This is a genomic window from Pseudomonas sp. CCOS 191, assembly GCF_001007005.1.
GTDB classification, from domain to species: domain Bacteria; phylum Pseudomonadota; class Gammaproteobacteria; order Pseudomonadales; family Pseudomonadaceae; genus Aquipseudomonas; species Aquipseudomonas soli.
The window spans coordinates 2,007,675-2,025,358 of the sequence record NZ_LN847264.1 but is presented as its reverse complement, the minus strand read 5'-3'; the positions used below and the strand labels follow the sequence as shown (position 1 = coordinate 2,025,358).

The 17,684-nt window shown below is 65.1% G+C and carries 18 protein-coding genes; 7 read left to right on the top strand and 11 right to left on the bottom strand.

Translation table 11 applies throughout. The features are described from left to right. Positions 1-224: 224 nt before the first annotated feature. Both pabB and CCOS191_RS09130 read left to right on the top strand, forming a co-directional pair. Positions 225-1,568, top strand: a complete 1,344-nt coding sequence (gene pabB, locus CCOS191_RS09135) for an aminodeoxychorismate synthase component I (RefSeq protein ID WP_046854909.1) — start codon at positions 225-227, stop codon at positions 1,566-1,568. Positions 1,569-1,681: 113 nt separating this feature from the next. Further along, positions 1,682-2,416: a phosphoadenylyl-sulfate reductase gene (locus CCOS191_RS09130; RefSeq protein WP_046854908.1), complete on the top strand. Its 735-nt coding sequence runs from the start codon at positions 1,682-1,684 to the stop codon at positions 2,414-2,416. A 37-nt stretch (positions 2,417-2,453) separates the two neighbouring features. Here CCOS191_RS09130 and cysB read toward each other — a convergent pair whose 3' ends face one another. The 3 genes from cysB to CCOS191_RS09115 form a co-directional block, all read right to left on the bottom strand. Continuing rightward, positions 2,454-3,428, bottom strand: a complete 975-nt coding sequence (gene cysB / locus CCOS191_RS09125) for an HTH-type transcriptional regulator CysB (protein ID WP_011533140.1) — start codon at positions 3,426-3,428, stop codon at positions 2,454-2,456. 126 nt (positions 3,429-3,554) lie between these two features. Further along, the gene (locus CCOS191_RS09120; RefSeq protein WP_046854907.1) at positions 3,555-4,052 is read right to left on the bottom strand and encodes a universal stress protein; all 498 of its coding nucleotides are present in this window, start codon (positions 4,050-4,052) and stop codon (positions 3,555-3,557) included. A gap of 95 nt (positions 4,053-4,147) precedes the next feature. After that, positions 4,148-5,110: a putative 2-dehydropantoate 2-reductase gene (locus tag CCOS191_RS09115; RefSeq protein ID WP_046854906.1), complete on the bottom strand. Its 963-nt coding sequence runs from the start codon at positions 5,108-5,110 to the stop codon at positions 4,148-4,150. Between the two features lie 260 nt (positions 5,111-5,370). Between CCOS191_RS09115 and CCOS191_RS09110 the strand changes: the two genes are divergently transcribed. After that, positions 5,371-6,447, top strand: coding sequence for a 3-deoxy-7-phosphoheptulonate synthase (locus CCOS191_RS09110; protein ID WP_011533136.1), 1,077 nt, complete (start codon positions 5,371-5,373; stop codon positions 6,445-6,447). 62 nt (positions 6,448-6,509) lie between these two features. Here the strand turns inward: CCOS191_RS09110 and CCOS191_RS09105 are convergent, their stop codons facing one another. Beyond that, entirely contained in the window at positions 6,510-6,791 is a 282-nt protein-coding gene (locus CCOS191_RS09105) for a GNAT family N-acetyltransferase (RefSeq protein ID WP_031315036.1), read from the bottom strand. Positions 6,792-7,440: 649 nt separating this feature from the next. Here CCOS191_RS09105 and oprI point away from each other — a divergent pair. Further along, complete coding sequence (gene oprI, locus CCOS191_RS09100) at positions 7,441-7,692, top strand: outer membrane lipoprotei OprI (protein ID WP_003259780.1); 252 nt, start codon at positions 7,441-7,443, stop codon at positions 7,690-7,692. Between the two features lie 244 nt (positions 7,693-7,936). On the opposite strand, the gene CCOS191_RS09095 is transcribed toward oprI, so the two are convergent. The 3 genes from CCOS191_RS09095 to CCOS191_RS09085 all read right to left on the bottom strand — a co-directional run bounded on the left by CCOS191_RS09095 (position 7,937) and on the right by CCOS191_RS09085 (position 9,952). Beyond that, positions 7,937-8,911, bottom strand: a complete 975-nt coding sequence (locus CCOS191_RS09095; RefSeq protein WP_046854905.1) for a L,D-transpeptidase family protein — start codon at positions 8,909-8,911, stop codon at positions 7,937-7,939. A 95-nt stretch (positions 8,912-9,006) separates the two neighbouring features. Beyond that, on the bottom strand, positions 9,007-9,288 hold the full coding sequence (locus CCOS191_RS09090) for a hypothetical protein (RefSeq protein WP_046854904.1): 282 nt from the start codon (positions 9,286-9,288) through the stop codon (positions 9,007-9,009). A gap of 58 nt (positions 9,289-9,346) precedes the next feature. After that, the gene (locus CCOS191_RS09085) at positions 9,347-9,952 is read right to left on the bottom strand and encodes an arylesterase (protein WP_046854903.1); all 606 of its coding nucleotides are present in this window, start codon (positions 9,950-9,952) and stop codon (positions 9,347-9,349) included. A 10-nt stretch (positions 9,953-9,962) separates the two neighbouring features. Between CCOS191_RS09085 and CCOS191_RS09080 the strand changes: the two genes are divergently transcribed. Continuing rightward, complete coding sequence (locus CCOS191_RS09080; RefSeq protein WP_028692620.1) at positions 9,963-10,646, top strand: ABC transporter ATP-binding protein; 684 nt, start codon at positions 9,963-9,965, stop codon at positions 10,644-10,646. Then, positions 10,646-13,153 carry an ABC transporter permease gene (locus tag CCOS191_RS09075; RefSeq protein ID WP_046854902.1) on the top strand — a complete coding sequence of 836 codons (2,508 nt, stop codon included), beginning with the start codon at positions 10,646-10,648 and terminating at the stop codon, positions 13,151-13,153. The genes CCOS191_RS09080 and CCOS191_RS09075 overlap by 1 nt, the downstream gene beginning before the upstream one ends. 9 nt (positions 13,154-13,162) lie before the next feature. Here the strand turns inward: CCOS191_RS09075 and CCOS191_RS09070 are convergent, their stop codons facing one another. Next, entirely contained in the window at positions 13,163-14,365 is a 1,203-nt protein-coding gene (locus tag CCOS191_RS09070) for an MFS transporter (protein WP_046854901.1), read from the bottom strand. Between the two features lie 233 nt (positions 14,366-14,598). Between CCOS191_RS09070 and pdxR the strand changes: the two genes are divergently transcribed. Continuing rightward, positions 14,599-16,059 (top strand): MocR-like pyridoxine biosynthesis transcription factor PdxR, encoded by a 1,461-nt coding sequence (gene pdxR / locus CCOS191_RS09065; RefSeq protein ID WP_046854900.1) that lies wholly within the window; start codon positions 14,599-14,601, stop codon positions 16,057-16,059. Here the strand turns inward: pdxR and greB are convergent. The 3 genes from greB to CCOS191_RS09050 all read right to left on the bottom strand — a co-directional run bounded on the left by greB (position 16,035) and on the right by CCOS191_RS09050 (position 17,581). Beyond that, the gene (gene greB, locus CCOS191_RS09060; protein WP_046854899.1) at positions 16,035-16,520 is read right to left on the bottom strand and encodes a transcription elongation factor GreB; all 486 of its coding nucleotides are present in this window, start codon (positions 16,518-16,520) and stop codon (positions 16,035-16,037) included. The genes pdxR and greB overlap by 25 nt on opposite strands. An 89-nt stretch (positions 16,521-16,609) precedes the next feature. Then, positions 16,610-16,918, bottom strand: coding sequence for a hypothetical protein (locus CCOS191_RS09055; RefSeq protein WP_046854898.1), 309 nt, complete (start codon positions 16,916-16,918; stop codon positions 16,610-16,612). 228 nt (positions 16,919-17,146) lie between these two features. Beyond that, entirely contained in the window at positions 17,147-17,581 is a 435-nt protein-coding gene (locus tag CCOS191_RS09050; RefSeq protein ID WP_023631681.1) for a DoxX family protein, read from the bottom strand. Positions 17,582-17,684 lie beyond the last annotated feature (103 nt).

Sequence of the window (17,684 nt, the reverse complement as noted above, 5' to 3'; positions counted from 1 at the left end):
CTGCTCTGCAGCCCTTTGCGGTTCGTCGCCACGACAAGCCAGTTCCCACAAGGATTACACACCACCTGTGGGAGCCGGCTTGTCGTGACGACGAACCGCGGCGAATGGGTCGCATAGCGACTCCGAGGCGAGACACAACATGCGAATGTCGCTGCCAGCGCTAGGCGCATCCCCCCCACAGGTCTACAATCGCCCTCCTCGCTTTTTCATCGCCGTCCACTCTGATGCCGACCTGTACGCTGCACCCCCTGCCCTACCAGCCCGACCCCGCCTTCTACTTCGAACGCCTGCGCCGCGCGCCCGGCGCGATCCTGCTCGACAGCGCCCGTCCGGGTGCCGAACGCGGTCGCTACGACCTGCTCAGCGCCTGGCCCCTGCAACAGCTGCAGGCACGCAGCGATGAGGACGGCCAGGCTTACCTGCAGCGCCTGCGCCAGGCACTGGCGGACCTTGGGGAAGCCCGACTGCCCGAGGGCTTCGAGCTGCCGTTCGCCGGCGGCCTGATCGGCTACCTGAGCTACGACTTTGGCCGGCGCCTGGAGCAATTGCCGACACACGCGGTCGACGACCTCGGCCTGCCCGACGCCCGCCTGGGGCTGTATGCCTGGGCACTGGTGTCCGACCATCGGCTGTGCAGCAGCCAGCTGGTGTTCCACCCGGGCCTACCTGAGGACGAACGGCAACGGCTCATCGCGTTGTTCGAGGCCAGCACCTCGGGCGATAGCGGTGACTTCCACCTGCTAGCGCCCATGACCGGCGATCTTCGCCCCGAGCAGTACCGGGCAGCGTTCGACCAGGTGCAGCGCTACATCCAGGCCGGCGACTGCTACCAGATCAACCTCACCCAGCGCTTTCGCGCCCCCTGCCAGGGCGACCCATGGCGCGCCTACCAGGCCCTGCGCGCCGCCTGCCCGACGCCGTTCTCCGGCTACCAGCAGCTGGATGAAGGCACGGCGCTGCTGAGCTTTTCGCCCGAGCGCTTCATCCGTGTCAGCCAGGGCGAGGTCGAGACCCGCCCGATCAAGGGCACTCGCCCACGCGCCGCCGACCCGGCCGAGGACGCCCGCAACGCCGCCGAGCTGCTGGCCAGCCCCAAGGACCGCTCGGAAAACCTGATGATCGTCGACCTGCTGCGCAACGATATCGGCCGCACCTGCCAGACCGGCTCGGTGAAGGTGCCGGAGCTGTTCAGCCTGGAGAGCTACCCCAACGTCCATCACCTGGTCAGCAGCGTGGTCGGCCAGCTGGCCGCCGGCAAGGACGCCCTGGACCTGATCGCCGGCAGCTTCCCCGGCGGCTCGATCACCGGCGCGCCGAAGATCCGCGCCATGCAGATCATCGACGAGCTGGAGCCGACGCGCCGGGCGCTGTACTGCGGCTCGCTGCTGTACCTCGACGTGCGCGGCGAGATGGACAGCTCGATCGCCATCCGCAGCCTGCTGGTCAAGAACGGCCAGGTCAGTTGCTGGGGCGGTGGCGCGGTGGTGGCCGATTCGGATTGGCAGGCCGAATACGAAGAGTCGATCGCCAAGGTGCGCGTGCTGATGGAAACGCTGCAAGCCTTGTAGAGCTCCGTGGGAGCGGGCTTGCCCTGTGATCGCCAGGCGTCTGCCCCGCCATTTTTTGTTACCATCTGATCACTACGAGCGCACAGCGCCACTCACCCGATGGAAACCGCCTGATGAGCCAACCCTTCGACGTCGCCGCCCTGGCCGCGACCTACGCCAGCAAGTCCCCGCAGGAGATCCTCAAGCTCGCCTTCGAACACTTCGGCGACGACCTGTGGATCTCCTTCAGCGGTGCCGAGGATGTGGTGCTGGTGGACATGGCCTGGAAGCTGAACAAGCAGGTCAAGGTGTTCAGCCTCGATACCGGTCGCTTGCACCCGGAAACCTACCGCTTCATCGACCAGGTGCGCGAGCAGTACAACCTGCCGATCGAAATCCTCAGCCCGGACCGCGACAAGCTCGACCCGTTCGTCAAGGAAAAGGGCCTGTTCAGCTTCTACAAGGACGGCCACGGCGAGTGCTGCGGCATCCGCAAGATCGAACCGTTGCGCCGCAAGCTGGCCACCGTCAGTGCCTGGGCCACCGGCCAGCGTCGCGACCAGAGCCCCGGCACCCGCAGCCAGGTGGCGGCGCTGGAGATCGACAGCGCCTTCTCAACTCCCGAACGCCCCCTGTACAAGTTCAACCCGTTGGCGCAGATGACCAGCGAGGAAGTCTGGGGCTACATCCGCATGCTCGAGCTGCCCTACAACAGCCTGCACGAGCGTGGCTTCATCAGCATTGGTTGCGAGCCGTGCACGCGTCCGGTGCTGCCGAACCAGCATGAGCGCGAAGGACGTTGGTGGTGGGAGGAGTCGACCCAGAAGGAATGCGGGTTGCACGCGGGCAACCTGATCAGCAAGGCATAAACGACTGGGGCCGCAAAGCGGCCCCGGTTATTTCAGGTCAGTGCACCGGCAGCTCGACACCCTCGAACAGCTCTTCGAGCTCCTGCTTGTTGTGGCACTGGATCGCCTTGGCCATCACCTCGCGAGTCAGGTGCGGCGCGAACTTCTCGATGAAGTCGCACATGAAGCCACGCAGGAAGGTGCCGCGACGGAAGCCGATCTTGGTGATGCTGGCCTCGAACAACTCGCTGGCATCCAGGCACACCAGGTCGCTGTCGAGCTTCGGGTCCACCGCCATCTTGGCGACGATACCCACGCCCAGGCCCAGGCGTACATAAGTCTTGATCACGTCGGCGTCGGCCGCGGTGAACACCACCTTCGGCGTCAGGCCACGGTGGTTGAACGCCTCGTCGAGCTTGGAACGGCCAGTGAAGCCGAATACATAGGTGACGATCGGATACTCGGCCACTGCCTCCAGGGTCAGCTTCGGCAGCTTGGTCAGCGGGTGACCCTGAGGCACTACCACGCAACGGTTCCACTTGTAGCACGGCATCATGATCAGGTCGCCGAACAGCTCCAGCGCCTCGGTGGCGATGGCGAAATCGACGGTGCCGTCAGCCGCCATCTCGGCGATCTGCATGGGCGAGCCCTGGTGCATGTGCAGGGCGACTTCCGGGTATTGCTTGATGAAATTGCTGATCACCGGCGGCAGCGCATAGCGCGCCTGGGTGTGGGTGGTAGCGATCGACAGGGTGCCTTTCTTCTCGTTGGAGAATTCCTGGGCAATCTGCTTGATGCTCTCGACCTTGCGCAGGATCTCACCTGCAGTATTGATGATGCGCTCGCCCGCCGGGGTGACACGGGTCAGGTGCTTGCCGCTGCGGGCGAAGACTTCGACGCCCAGCTCGTCCTCGAGCAGGCGGATCTGCTTGCTGATCCCAGGCTGGGAGGTGTACAGGCTCTGCGCCGTCGCGGAAACGTTGAGGTCATGGTGCGCCACTTCCCAGATGTAGCGCAGTTGCTGAAGCTTCATAGATATCCCTCAAAGGCGGTAGGTCACCGGCGCGCCGGCAGCGACGAGTTATAACTATATTAGTGGCTAGAGAAATAAATCTAGAACTATTTTGTTACGTTCGCAGGAAAAGCCCTACCGCCAGCCTCACACTTTCCTACGCCCAAGATGCTGGGCCAACGGCACCATGTACACCGGCACCGGCGACAGCTGCAGCAGCCGCACCGCCGTGCGACCGATCGGCACGTCCACCCCTGCCCCCGCGCTGTGGCTGCCGAAGATCAGCAGGTCGACCGCCAGGCGCTGGGCCTGCTCGAGGATCACCTGCGCCGGGTCGCCTTGACGCACCCGTACCGCGCGGATCAGCGCCAGGTCGGCGACCTCGCCCAGTTCCTCGCGAAAGTTCTCCAGCACCCGCTGCTCGATATTGGCCATGACCGTCGTCACGCCTTCACTGTGCAATGCATCGAGGGTCTGCTCATCGAGGTAGCTCTGCAGCAAGGACTCGGCGAACTGGCCCATGGGCTCCACGGCATGAATCACATACAGCTCCGCGTTGAAGGTCCGCGCCAGGGCCAAGGCGTGCTGCATGACGAAGGGCGCGTAAACACCGAGGTCTGTAGCGAACAGCATGGAACGGATCATTCGACCTCCTCGACTGCCGCTTCGGCAGAGCAAGCTTGAGCTTAGCAGCGCCATGGGCCGTCGCCTGGCCGTCCGGCGCACAGCCGCCGCGGCTTTCAGGCCTGCCGGTTACGCCGATCGAGAAACGCCAGTGCCTGGTACAAGGCCTCCATGCGCGGCAACTCACACCCCGCCGCGCGTGCGCGGGCCAAGGGTTCGGCGTAGATCGCCTGCAGCTCCAGCGGCCGCTGCAAGGCATGGTCGTGGTACATGCTCGGCCAGTAGTCCGGCATCTTCTCGGTGACGCGGAACAGGTGCTCGGCGTAGCCCGCCGGCAGCTCACGGCCACAGGCCTTGGCGCCCGCCACCACTTCGGCCATCAGCGCCTGGATCAGCGCACGGCTGTCGGCATCGCCCATCAAAGGTGTGGTGCTGGCCTGCAGCAGCACCGAAAGGCCGTTGTAGGGCACGTTCCACACCAGCTTCTGCCACCGCGCCTGGTCAAGGTCGGCCATGGCCTGGGAGTCGATGCCCGCAGCCCGGAACAGCGCCGCGCCCTCCTCCACCACGACCGCTGCGTCATCTTGTGCGGGCCCACTGTGATAGCCAAGGTTCACTGCGCCCAACGACTGGTGACGAATCACCCCGGGGCGCTCGCGGTTGACACAGATGAAGCACAGCCCGCCCAGCAGGTGCATGTCCGGGCGCAAGGCCGGGCGCAGCTGCTCCTCGACCCCAAGGCCGTTCTGCAGCAATACCACCCTGGCCTGCGGTGCTGCGGCTTGCACGATCAAGGGCGCCAGCTCGGCATTGCTGGTGGCCTTGGCCCCCACCAGCAGCCAGTCGCAAGGCGGCATGTCGGCGGCAGAGGCGTAGGCCTGCACGGGCATGCGCACCTGGCCATGCACGGCGCTGTCTAGCTGCAGCCCCTGCTCATGCACGGCCTGGTATTCACTGCGCAGCAGAAAGTGTACGTCGAAACCGGCGCGGGCCAGCATCAGGCCATAGAAGCCACCAATTGCGCCGCTGCCGATGATGCCGATGCGGGGCTTGCCAACCTGAGGGTCGAGGGATGCCATGCAGTGCTCCTGGTCAAGAGTCATTGTTATTGGTCAGCCACTATACCCAGGTGTCGCTGCCACGGTGAAATCGTCCCGCCGGGCAGCGAGCTCGCGCCCAAATGCCGCTTGGCGGGCAAAAACCCCGTATCGACGGGGCCCAGCCCATTGTCGCGCCCCCGCTAACGCGCTAAGGTTCGGCCTCCCCGCTGCGAACAATCTGCTGCTGGGCCGCACGGGGATCGCTGGCGGCCGGCACCCGTGACCTGACGAGTAACACGATGGCTGATTTACCGATCGATGACCTTAACGTTGCCTCCAACGAGACCTTGATCACCCCTGATCAGCTCAAGAAGGAAATCCCCCTCAGCGCCAAGGCCCTGCAGACCGTGACTGCCGGCCGTGAAGTGGTGCGCAATATCCTCGACGGCAAGGACCATCGCCTGTTCGTGGTGGTCGGCCCGTGCTCGATCCACGACATCAAGGCCGCCCACGAGTACGCCGAGCGCCTGAAGGTACTGGCTGAGGAAGTTTCCGACACCCTGTACCTGGTCATGCGCGTGTATTTCGAGAAGCCGCGCACCACCGTCGGCTGGAAAGGCCTGATCAACGACCCGTACCTGGATGACTCGTTCAAGATCCAGGACGGCCTGCACATCGGCCGCCAACTGCTGCTGGACCTGGCCGAAAAAGGCCTGCCCACCGCCACCGAAGCGCTTGACCCGATCTCCCCGCAGTATCTGCAGGACCTGATCAGCTGGTCGGCCATCGGCGCGCGCACCACCGAATCCCAGACCCACCGCGAGATGGCTTCCGGCCTGTCCTCGGCGGTCGGCTTCAAGAACGGTACCGATGGCGGCCTGACCGTGGCGATCAACGCCCTGCAGTCGGTGTCCAAGCCGCACCGCTTCCTGGGCATCAACCAGGAAGGTGGCGTGTCCATCGTCACCACCAAGGGCAACGCCTACGGCCACGTGGTACTGCGCGGCGGCAACGGCAAGCCCAACTATGACTCGGTGAGCGTCGCCCTGTGCGAGCAGGACTTGGCCAAGGCGAAGATCAAGCCGAACATCATGGTCGACTGCAGCCACGCCAACTCCAACAAGGATCCGGCCCTGCAGCCGCTGGTCATGGAGAACGTGGCCAACCAGATCCTTGAAGGCAACCAGTCGATCATCGGCCTGATGGTCGAGAGCCACCTGAACTGGGGCTGCCAGGCCATTCCGAAGAACCTCGACGAGCTGCAGTATGGTGTATCGGTAACCGACGCCTGCATCGACTGGGCCGCCACCGAGAAGACCCTGCGCAGCATGCACGCCAAGCTCAAGGATGTGCTGCCCAAGCGTCAGCGCGGCTGAGAAATCGCGCAAACGAAAACGCCGGGCAATGCCCGGCGTTTTCATGTGTGCGTGCTGCCAGGTCAGGCCTTGCTCGAATGCCGCTGCTGGCGCTCCATGTAGCGCTCGACATAGGAGCACGACGGGATGACCGTGTAGCCCATCTGCTCGGCGTACTCCAGGGCCTTCTCGGTCAGCGCGGCGGCAATCCCGCGCCCGCGCAGGGCGTTGGGAACGAAGGTGCGATAGATATCCAGCGTCTGCTTGCCCAGGTCCATGTACGTCAGGTAAGCCCGGTGACCGTCCACGGTGGTCTCGAACTGATGACCGGCCTGGTCATGGTGGATGGTCAGCGTTTCGCTCATCACTACTCCTCGCAGGTCTTGTCGGCAGACCCTTACCTTACCGATGTGGTTTATCCGGCGGAGGAACCTCTAGGCTTTGTGCTAAAAGTGCCTGCGCGACGATCATGCTGCGTTGAAAACAGGTTCGGAATGCTCATTGACACTCAGTCAAGTCGGGCGCGACCCCGGCCATTCCTCGCCTGTTTTCGCCTTGCCTGATCGCCGCTCGGCGACTTTTCGCACAAAGCCTACGCCACCTGCTGCCCCTTGGACAGCAGCGCGACCTGGATCGTTCTGCGCCGATGGCACCCTCAAATAGTAGGCGGCACCAGCAAGAATGCTCAAGCTGCCCTGAATGAAAATGCTGACAGCAACGTCTGCACCGCCTGGCAACAGCAACCGGATGTTGTAGGGCTAAGACGCTGACCGACAGTTAAAGTCACCCTTAGTTCAACAAAAAAGTTCCTGTACTACAATCGCTTGCGAACGCTGCCCGTGGTTTTCACAGTTTGTTTACAAACCCCGTCGCCGGAGGCCTCGGCAGCATTTTTTTTGCAGTTCTTGCGCTCAGTCAGTTTACTTACTACAAGTAATGGGTACTATGTACGCCGGCCAGTTTCTCTTTTCCGAGAGATGGCTATTTAATAGAAAGTCCTTGAAGGGGAACACGATGAACAACGTTCTGAAATTCTCTGCTCTGGCTCTGGCCGCAGTTCTGGCTACCGGTTGCAGCAGCGTATCCAAAGAAACCGAAGCTCGCCTGACTGCTACCGAAGACGCAGCAGCTCGCGCCCAGGCTCGTGCAGACGAAGCCTACCGCAAAGCTGACGACGCTCTGGCAGCTGCTCAGAAGGCTCAGCAGACCGCTGACGAAGCCAACGAGCGCGCTCTGCGTATGCTGGACAAAGCCAGCCGCAAGTAATAATCCTCACGGATTGTTATGGAGCCGACCCACTTGTGGGTCGGCTTTTTTATTACCTGGAAGAAAGCCTGTTGCTGCAAGGCCAAACAACAGGGGCCGCTTTGCGCCCCCACCGCACGAAAGGCCCACTCCTACAGCGCAACGCACGACCTGTAGGAGCGGGCCTTTCTCGCGATGGGCCGCAAGGCGGCCCCTAGGATTGTACGAAAAGTACCCTGCTAGTTAGTTACCCGCAGGCAATCGCTTACTGCAACTCCGGTGGAATGCTCGACACCATCGGCGCGCTTGCACCATTGGTGGGCACGGCGATCTCGACCGGCATGCCATCTTCGGCAGCGACCACATCGCGAACCATGTCCCAGTTCATGCGCAAGTTGTTGGCCAGGTCTTCACGCTTGAGCAGCGCGTTGATGACGGCGGTGTGCTTGTCGACCACCGACGGATTGCCGTGATCGTCCAGCGGCGTGTGGGCTTCCAGATAGACTTTGCCGGCACTGATACCGAACTTGTACGGCTCGTTGATGATGCGTACCGGCGTACCCACCGGGACCATCTTCGACAGCGTCAGCACATTGTTGTTGAGCATGCGGAAGCAGCCGTGGCTGGTGCGCATGCCGATGCCGAACTTCTTGTTAGAGCCATGGATCAGGTAGCCCGGCACCCCAAGGGTGAACTTGAACGGACCCAGCGGGTTGTCCGGCCCGGCCGGCACCACGGTCGGCAGGATGTCGCCATCGGCGGCGTGCTCGGCACGGATCGAGGCCGGCGGGGTCCAGGTCGGATTAGGCGTCTTGGCGGTGATCTTGGTGTTCGCGATCGGCGACCCCCAGCCCTCGCGGCCAATACCCAGCGGGAAGGTATGCACCACGTTCTGCCCTTTCGGGTAGTAGTAGAGACGGTACTCGGCCAGGTTGATGACGATGCCTTCACGCGGCCCCGGCGGCAGGATGTAGCGGGTCGGCAGGATGATCTCGGTACCGGCGCCCGGCAGCCACGGGTCGACGCCGGGGTTGGCGGCGATCATCTCCAGGTAGCCCAGGTCGTTGGCGGTGCCGATGTCGGCGAAGGTGTCTTCGTACTTGGCCTGGATGGTGTGGACCTGGCCGACGACGTCCTCACCGGGGGGTGGCAACGGCAGTTCCAGCGCAACAGCGGGGCCTGTCGCCAGCAAGGCGGCCAGGGTCAGGCTACGGGTGACGGCGGGAAAGCGCGGCAACATCCGGGAAATCCTTCGAAAGGTCAGTCAAGGGAATCGATTGTACACCCGCGTCGAAACAAGCGGGAGGCGCAAGCATTTCAGATGATGAAAGGCGCTCAGAGTTCCGGCCACACCGGGCGCATGCCACGCCGCTGGGCATCGAGGATTGCCTTGCACAACTCACACAGGCGCTCGTCACGGTAGATGGCCCGTTCGACGCCCGACCAGCGCGGCTGCGCGGGCAGCAGGCCACCGCACAAGGTCCGGTCGACAGGCACGCCGAGCTCGAGCTGGCGGGCGGCGAGGTGGATGCGCACTTCCTGGCAGGCAAACAGGTCGAGCTGCTCATCGGGCTCGATCAGTTGGTAGGCGTACAGGGACCAGGCAGGGCGCGGCATCGGGGGCACTCGAAACGGGGGGCGCAACATTAGCCGAAAGCGGCCCCCGATAAAAGCGTCACAGCAAGGGTTTTATCGCCGGCCAGGCATTTTCCAGCAAGCGCTGCTGGGCGGCGGCGGCTGGGTGGATGCCATCGGCCTGCATCAGCTCCGGCACCCCGCCCACGCCGTCGAGGAAAAACGGCACCAGCGGTACCTTTTTCTCCGTGGCCAGTTGCTCGTAGACCTGGGCGAACGCCGTGGTGTAGCGCACACCATAGTTGGGGGGCAGGCGCATGCCCAGCAGCACGACCTTGGCCCCCGCGTCGCGGGACTGGTCGATCATTGCCGCAAGATTCTGTTGCAATTGCTGCGGTGGCTGCCCGCGCAGGCCATCGTTGCCACCCAACTCCAGCACCACCAGGTCCGGCTTGTGCGCTGCAAGCAGCGCGGGCAGCCGCGCCTGGCCGCCCGCGCTGGTGTCGCCACTGATGGAGGCATTGACCACCTGGTCGTCAAAACCCTCCTTGCGCAGCTGCTGTTGCAGCAGGTTGACCCAGCCCTGGCGGGTATCCAGGCCAAAACCGGCGCTGATACTATCGCCCACGACCAGCAATGTTCCCGCCGCCGCGCCCTGGGCCAGGCAACACAGGGCCAGACCGGCACTCAACCACCACATTCGCATCGGATTCTCCATGGGCCCCAGCATTCTCGTTGCGCAGAACCTTAGCAAAGTGGTCCCCAGCGCGGAAGGCGACCTGACTATCCTCCACGCCCTCTCCCTCGACCTCGCACAGGGCGACAGCCTGGCCATCGTCGGTGCCTCCGGTTCCGGCAAGTCCACGCTGCTGGGCCTGCTCGCCGGGCTCGACCGCCCCAGCGCCGGCAAGGTGATCCTCGCCGGCCACGATCTCGGCCCCCTCGACGAGGACCAGCGCGCCCGGGTGCGCGCCGAGCACGTCGGCTTCGTGTTCCAGTCGTTCCAGTTGCTCGACAGCCTCAACGCCCTGGAGAACGTCATGCTGCCGCTGGAGCTCGACGGTCGCCGCGATGCCCGCGAGCACGCGCGCGGCCTGCTCGAGCGGGTCGGCCTGGGCAAACGCCTGAGCCACACCCCGCGCCAGCTCTCCGGCGGCGAGCAGCAGCGGGTGGCGATCGCCCGCGCCTTCGCCGCGCAACCGGCCGTGCTGTTCGCCGACGAGCCCACCGGCAACCTCGACAGCCACACCGGCGAGCGCATCAGCGACCTTTTGTTCGAACTGAACCAGGAGCGCGGCACCACCCTGGTGCTGGTGACCCACGACGAACGCCTGGCCAAGCGCTGCCGCCGCCTGATCCGCCTGGATGCCGGACGCCTGGTGGCGCCCCTGGAGCCCTGATGACCCGCCTATCGTTCCCACGCCTGTGCACCCTTGCGCTGCGCCAGTTGCTGCGTGACGCGCGCGCCAGCGAAGTACGCGTGCTGTTCTTCGCCCTGCTGGTGGCGGTGGCGGCCAGTACCGCCATCGGCTACTTCGGCGCGCGGCTCAACGGCGCCATGCAGTTGCGCGCCAGCGAGTTCCTCGGCGCCGACCTGGTCCTGCAGGGCAGCGCTGCGCCCAGCGCACAGCAGATCACCGATGGCACGGCACTGGGCCTGAGCCACGCGCGGCTGGTGGAATTCACCAGCGTGGTCGGTGGCGACAGCGGCATCCAGCTTTCCAGCATCAAGGCGGCCGACCCCGCCTACCCGCTGCGCGGGCAATTGCGCAGCGCCCCGGCACCCTACGCCGACGAGGTGCCCGGCGGCGGCCCGGCGCCGGGAGAGGCCTGGGTCGAACCGCGCCTGCTCGCGGCGCTTGGCCTGGCCATCGGCGATAGCATCGACGTGGGCATGAAGACCCTGCGCATGAGCCGCGTGCTGACCTACGAGCCCGACCGCGCCGGCAACTTCTATAGCCTTACGCCGCGAGTGCTGATGAACCTCGCCGACCTGGACGCCACCGGCGTGATCCAGCCCGGCAGCCGGGTCAGCTACCGCGACCTGTGGCGCGGTGATATCGACACCTTGCAAAAGTACCGGCAGACGGCGGAAAAAAGCCTGGCCGCCAACCAGCGCCTGCTCGACACCCGCGACGGTAACCGGCAGATCGGCGGCGCACTGGGCAAGGCCGAGCGTTACCTGAACATGGCGAGCCTCGTTGCGGTGCTGCTGGCCGGCGTCGCCGTGGCCCTGTCGGCCAGCCGCTACGCCGCGCGGCGCCTGGATGCCAGTGCCCTGCTGCGCTGCCTGGGCTTGTCCCGGCACCAGGCCCTTGGCCTTTACAGCCTGCAACTGGCAATGCTCGGTGTCGCCGCCGCAGTCATCGGCGCGCTGCTCGGCTGGCTCGCCCAACTGGGGTTGTTCCGCCTGCTCGAAGGCCTGCTGCCCAGCCAGGTGCCACCCGGTGGCCTCACCCCGGCGCTGGCCGGCATCGGCACCGGATTGGTGGCCCTGGCCGGCTTCGCCTTGCCGCCACTGGCAGCCCTGGGTCGCGTGCCGCCGCTGCGAGTACTGCGCCGCGACCTGCTGCCACTGCCACCGAGCAGCTGGTTGGTGTACGGCGCCGCACTGCTCGCCCTGGGCCTAATTATGTGGCGCCTGAGCCTGGACTTGCTGCTGACCTTCGCCCTGCTCGGCGGGGGGCTGATCGCCGCCTTGCTGCTGGGTGGATTACTGTTGCTCGGCCTGCGCAGCCTGCGCCGCTTGCTGGCCGGCGCGCCGCTGGCCTGGAGGCTGGGGCTCGGGCAGTTGCTGCGTCACCCGCTGGCCGCCGCCGGCCAGGCCCTGGCCTTCGGCCTGATTCTCCTGGCAATGGGCCTGGTCGCCCTGCTGCGGGCGGAATTGCTCGACACCTGGCAGGCGCAGCTACCCAAGGACGCGCCCAATCATTTCGCCCTGAACATCCTGCCCGACGAACGCCAGCCGCTCGCCGAGCGCCTGGCCCAGATCAACGCCACCGCCGCGCCGCTGTACCCGGTGATTCCCGGCCGCCTGACCCATATCAACGAACAGCCGGTGCGCCAGCTGGTCAGCAAGGAGTCCACCGGCGAACGCGCCATCCAGCGCGACCTCAGCCTGACCTGGGCCGCCGAGCTGCCCCAGGGCAACGCCCTGAGCGCCGGCCAATGGTGGCAGCAGGCACCCGCCAACGATGAAGCCCCCGGGGTTTCGGTGGAGGCGGAGCTGGCGCAGAGCCTGCACCTGCAACTGGGCGACCTGCTGACCTTCGACATCGGCGGCCAGCAACGCCAGGCCCGGGTCAGCAGCCTGCGCAGCGTGCACTGGGACAGTTTCCAGCCCAACTTCTACATGATCTTCCAGCCGGGCACCTTGCAAGGCCTGCCCACCACCTACCTCACCAGCTTCTACCTGGCGCCGGGCCACGACCAGGAAATCGTCGCGCTGTCCCGGGCGTTCCCGGCGGTGACCGTGCTGCAGGTCGATGCACTGCTCGCCCAGCTGCGCAGCATCCTCGCCCAGGTCACCCTGGCAGTGGAGTACGTGCTGTTGTTCGTGCTGGCCGCGGGGCTGGCGGTACTGTTTGCCGGCCTGCAGGCGACCCTCGACGAACGCATCCGCCAAGGCGCCCTGCTGCGGGCGCTGGGAGCGGCACGCCCGCTGCTGGTAAAGGCCCGACGCATCGAGTTCGGCCTGCTCGGCGCCGCCAGCGGCCTGCTTGCGGCACTGGGCTGCGAGCTGATCACCTTCGGCCTGTACCGTCATGCCTTCGACCTGGCCTGGGCGCCGCACCCGGCGCTGCTCCTGCTGCCGCTGCTGGGCGCGCTGCTGATCGGCGCCGCCGGTGGCTATGGCACCCGGCGGGCACTGAACAGCAGCCCACTGACCGTGCTGCGCGAAGGCTGAACCCTGGATTCAGGGCTGGCTGGCCTGCAGGCGGTCGCGCAGGCGCAGCCGCCCCACCACCCCCGCCATGAGCACTACCGGGGCAGCGACGGCGATCGCCAGGTGGTTCAGGTCCAGCGGCGGGATGCAACTGAGGAACAGTGAGTACAGGGCGCCGGCCATCATCTGCAGAAAGAAGAACTGCCCCGACGACATGCCGACGTCCTGGCTGACGCAACGCAACAACCCTGCCTGCGTGATCGGGATGACCATGCCGGTACAGACCAGCAGCGCGATCATCGGCAGCAGGAACACCAGCGTCCGCGGCCCCACCAGCAGCAGCCCCAGAAACAGGCCTATGCAACCTCTCAAGCCGATCATCGCGGCGAGCGCCAGCAGCGTGTCCAGGTCGTGGGTCTGGCTCAGGCGCCGCGCGGTGGTGCTGCCCACCACATAGCCACAGGCACAGGCGCCGATCAGCGCGCCATACTCCAGCTCACTGAAGCCCAACACCTGCTGGAAGGCATGGGACGAAGACGACAGCAGCGCGAAGTAGCTCATCCACACCAGGCTGATGCAGGCCGCATTGCGCCGATAATCAGGGTTGCCCATGTTGCGCCGGTACACGCGCCAGATGGCGCCAACCGAGCCGATCGGCTGCCCGCCGCTTGCCGTGGGCCGGGTAAAGCCGACGAACACCAGCAACACCAGCAGGTTGAATGCGCCGGCACACAACAGCACCCCGCGCCACCCCAGCTCAGGCAGCACAGCACCGGCCAGCAATGGCACCACGCAAGGCGTGACGGCAATGGCCGAGGCCAGGGTGCTCAGAACCGGCAGACGCTGCGCTTCGGGATACACCTCCCTGACGACCAGGCGTGTGGTCACGGTACTGACGCAGCCGCCCAGCGATTGCAGCAAACGGCCGAGGATGAACAGCGTAAAGCCCTCGGCGCTGGCCGCCAGCAAGGCGCCGACCAGCGCCAGCGCCAGACCGCCCAACTGCACGGCCCTGGGGCCGAACCGATCGGAAAGCAGCCCGGCCATGATCACCGATACGGCATAGCCGACCATGTACACCACAAGCGTGTTCTGCACGCTCGCCACCCCCACATGGAGGTCCTGGGCCAACCGCGCCGATGCCGGCACCATCACGCCCAGCCCCACCTGCGGCACCACGACGGCGCTCAACAGCGCCAGGGTCAACCAGGGACGCGCGCTCGACGCACTCATGCCAGCATCACCTGTTCGTAGTGCGACGCCAGCAACATGGGCAACCACTGCAGAACCGTCATGACTCGTTGACTCCTTGCAAAGAATGAATACCGGTTCCGTCTACGCCTGGGCGCACGATGGAATCGGGTGCGCTTCTTTGCGCACCGCAACAGATTGTTACGTGGATTGAGCTTAGGGATTGCGCTGGCTACCATGAAGGTCCATTAAGCCTTCCTGCATGTGGACCACTTATGGCCAGAGGCAAACAACCGCTTGCCCTTGACCTTGCCCTGCCGTTCGAGCTGTCCGCCAAACCTTCGGCCCGCAAGCACCAACTGCTCTATGCCTTCCTGCAAGAGCTGCTCGCCTGTGGCCATCTGGCGCCCGGCACACGCCTGCCCTCCACCCGCACCCTCGCCCAGCGGTGGGGTGTGGCGCGGGGCACTGTCGAGCTGGTTTTCGAACAACTTGCCCTGGAAGGTTGCATCCTGCGCCGACAAGGCGCGGGCTCAGTGGTCGCACCGCTGCGTCCCGACGCGCTGATCGCGGCCAACGACCAGCCCCTGGCCACGCTCGCTTGCACCCGCGAGCCCGCGCCCTGCGTCAGCCCTGCCGCCCTGCCAGAAACCCGGTTGCAGACGGGCGTGCCCTTCGTCGCCCGGCTGGCAGACCCGACGCTGCTTGAACAGCGTCATCTGCAACTGGCCGCCGATGCCCTTGCGACGATCACCGATAGCGTTCCGCACGCGGGTGACATGTTGCTGCGCAAGGCTATCGCGGCGCACATCCGCCTCTATCGGGGCATCGAGTGCGACGTCGAGGATATCGTCGTGACCCAGGGCATTCGCCACACCCTGCACTTCATCAGCCAGTGGCTGCAACAGGACGACGCCATCGCCCTGGAAGATCCGGGCTACTCCTGGGCCGCACGCATGTTCGAACAGACCGGCAGGCGGGTGATCTGCGTCGCCGTGGACCAGGCAGGCCTGGACGTCGGCCAACTGGCCACGCACGACAACGTCCGCGCGGTGCACACCACGCCCGCGCACCAGGCTCCGCTGGGCATCTGCATGAGCGTCCAGCGACGGCAGGCGCTGCTGGACTGGGCACAGACCCGCGATGGCTACATCGTCGAGGATGACTACGACAGCGAATACAACTATGCCTGCGCGCCACTGCCGGCGATCAAGGCGCTCGACCAGCATGACCGGGTGCTGTTCTGCGGCAGCTTCAACAAGACCTTGTTCAGCGGGCTGAGGCTGGGCTTCGCGGTTGTACCGCGAACCTTGCGCGCACGGTTCATCGACTGGCTGGCGGCAACGGGGCAGACGCCGGGGATCATCGCCCAGCGGACGGTGCGCCAGTATCTGCTGCGCGGTCACTATGAACGGCACCTGCGCATCGCAAGGCAGACCTACCAACGCCGCCGGGACCTGCTGCTCGAGCGACTCGCGGCAGAGCCAGGCATGACCGTAAGCGGCGAGCAATCCGGCCTGCACTTCGTCCTCTGGTTACCCGACGGCGTCAGTGAGCAGGCGTTCTGCGAGCGGGCCCGGCAACGCGGGCTGGTGTTGCAGCCGATCGGCCTGTTCTGCCGCCAGCACACCTGGCCCGCCGGCGTGCTGATCGGTTATGCAGCGCTCACCGATGAGCAGATCGCAGCAGCGGCACAGGTGCTGGTAGAGGTCTATTGGGCATCGCTGCCCAGGTAGCTGATACGGTTGACGTACCAGGTCGCCTCACCCGTGGGGGTATGCACCACCACCTCGTCGCCCTCCTCCTTCTTGAGCAACGCCCGGGCCATGGGCGAATCGATGGAGATATAGTCGTTGCGCCCGTGGATCTCGTCATAGCCGACGATGCGAAAGCGCAACTGTTCGCCGTCATCGTTCTCGATGTCCACCCAGGCGCCGAAGAACACCTTGCCCTCCTGCTGGGGCGAGTAATCGACCACCTTGACGTCTTCCAGGCGCTTGCGCAGGTAACGCACGCGGCGGTCGATCTCGCGCAGCAGCTTCTTGTTGTACTGGTAGTCGGCGTTCTCGCTGCGGTCGCCCAGCGAGGCAGCCCAGGTGACCTTCTGGGTGATTTCCGGGCGATAGACCCGCCACAGATGATCGAGCTCCTTTTTCAGGGCCGCGTGACCTTCGGTGGTAATGATGTTGGTGCTCAACGACTGTCTCCTCAGCGCATCCACAGCAGGCGCAAGGCGCCCACCGAGAGACCGAGCTTAACGAAAAACGCCTGGCCGCGACACGCCGCTCAACGGCGGGTGATGAGCCCCTGGCGGGCGATGCGGGTGAGCTGGCCGATGACCTCGTCGGCATCCTGCGCCGCAGGAGCCTGGATCACGGCCAGGTCGAAGCGGTCGTTGCCGTACTGGTCGAGCTGGTCACAGCTGTCGGAGAACTGGATGAGGAAGGCACAGGCCTGGCCCTTGCGCCGGGAGAAACCATCGAGATTGCGCAAAAGCGTGGGTTGATGCTGGCCGCCGAGCAGGATGCGCGGGGTACGGGAAGCCTGGTTCTTGGCCAGGGGGGTCAAACAGACACTGGTACGTGGGCAACTCATGGAGTCTCTCTCCGCCTCGCTGATCCCGCTGGGCAGCGGTGGGAGGCGTCACCGAACCAGCGCTTTAGCGGTATTTCGCAAGACCCGTCGGGGGCCTTGCCTGCGCCCCGCAAGTAGCTGTTTAAATCGGCGCAATCGGTATGCTAGAGGGACACGCCGCAAGTTACAAGCTGCAAGTCGATCGCTTTGACCACTTGCAGCTTGAGGCTTGAAGCTTGCAGCTTTGTTTCAGCGTGCGATCACTCGGTCCAGCGACAGGCGGCCCGCGCCTTCGATCAGCACCGCCACGGTGCCGGCCAGCAGCGCCAGGGCGAACTCATAACCGTTGTTGGACATGAACAGCCCGTTGCCGATATGCACCGAGAAGATCGCCACTACCAGGGTCACGCTTAGCGCCAGCGCAGCCGGGCGGGCCAAAAGGCCGACCACCAGCGCCAGGCCGCCAAAGAACTCGGCGCTGCCGGACAGCAGGGCCATGAGGTAGCCCGGAGCCAGGCCGATGCTTTCCATCCACTGGCCGGTGCCTTCCAGGCCGTAGCCACCGAACAGGCCGAAGAGTTTCTGCGCGCCGTGGGCCATGAAGATGACACCGACCAGGATGCGCACGACGCTCAGGCCGTAGCCGGCGCGGGTGGTGAAGAGGGCTTTCAGGGAGTTGTTCATGGGGTGCTTCCTTGTTTGAGCAGGTGTGTGTTGGATGGGCGCCATCATAATCAAATCATCGAATAAGAAAATCGCAATAATCGCGTAAATCACATCGAATAAT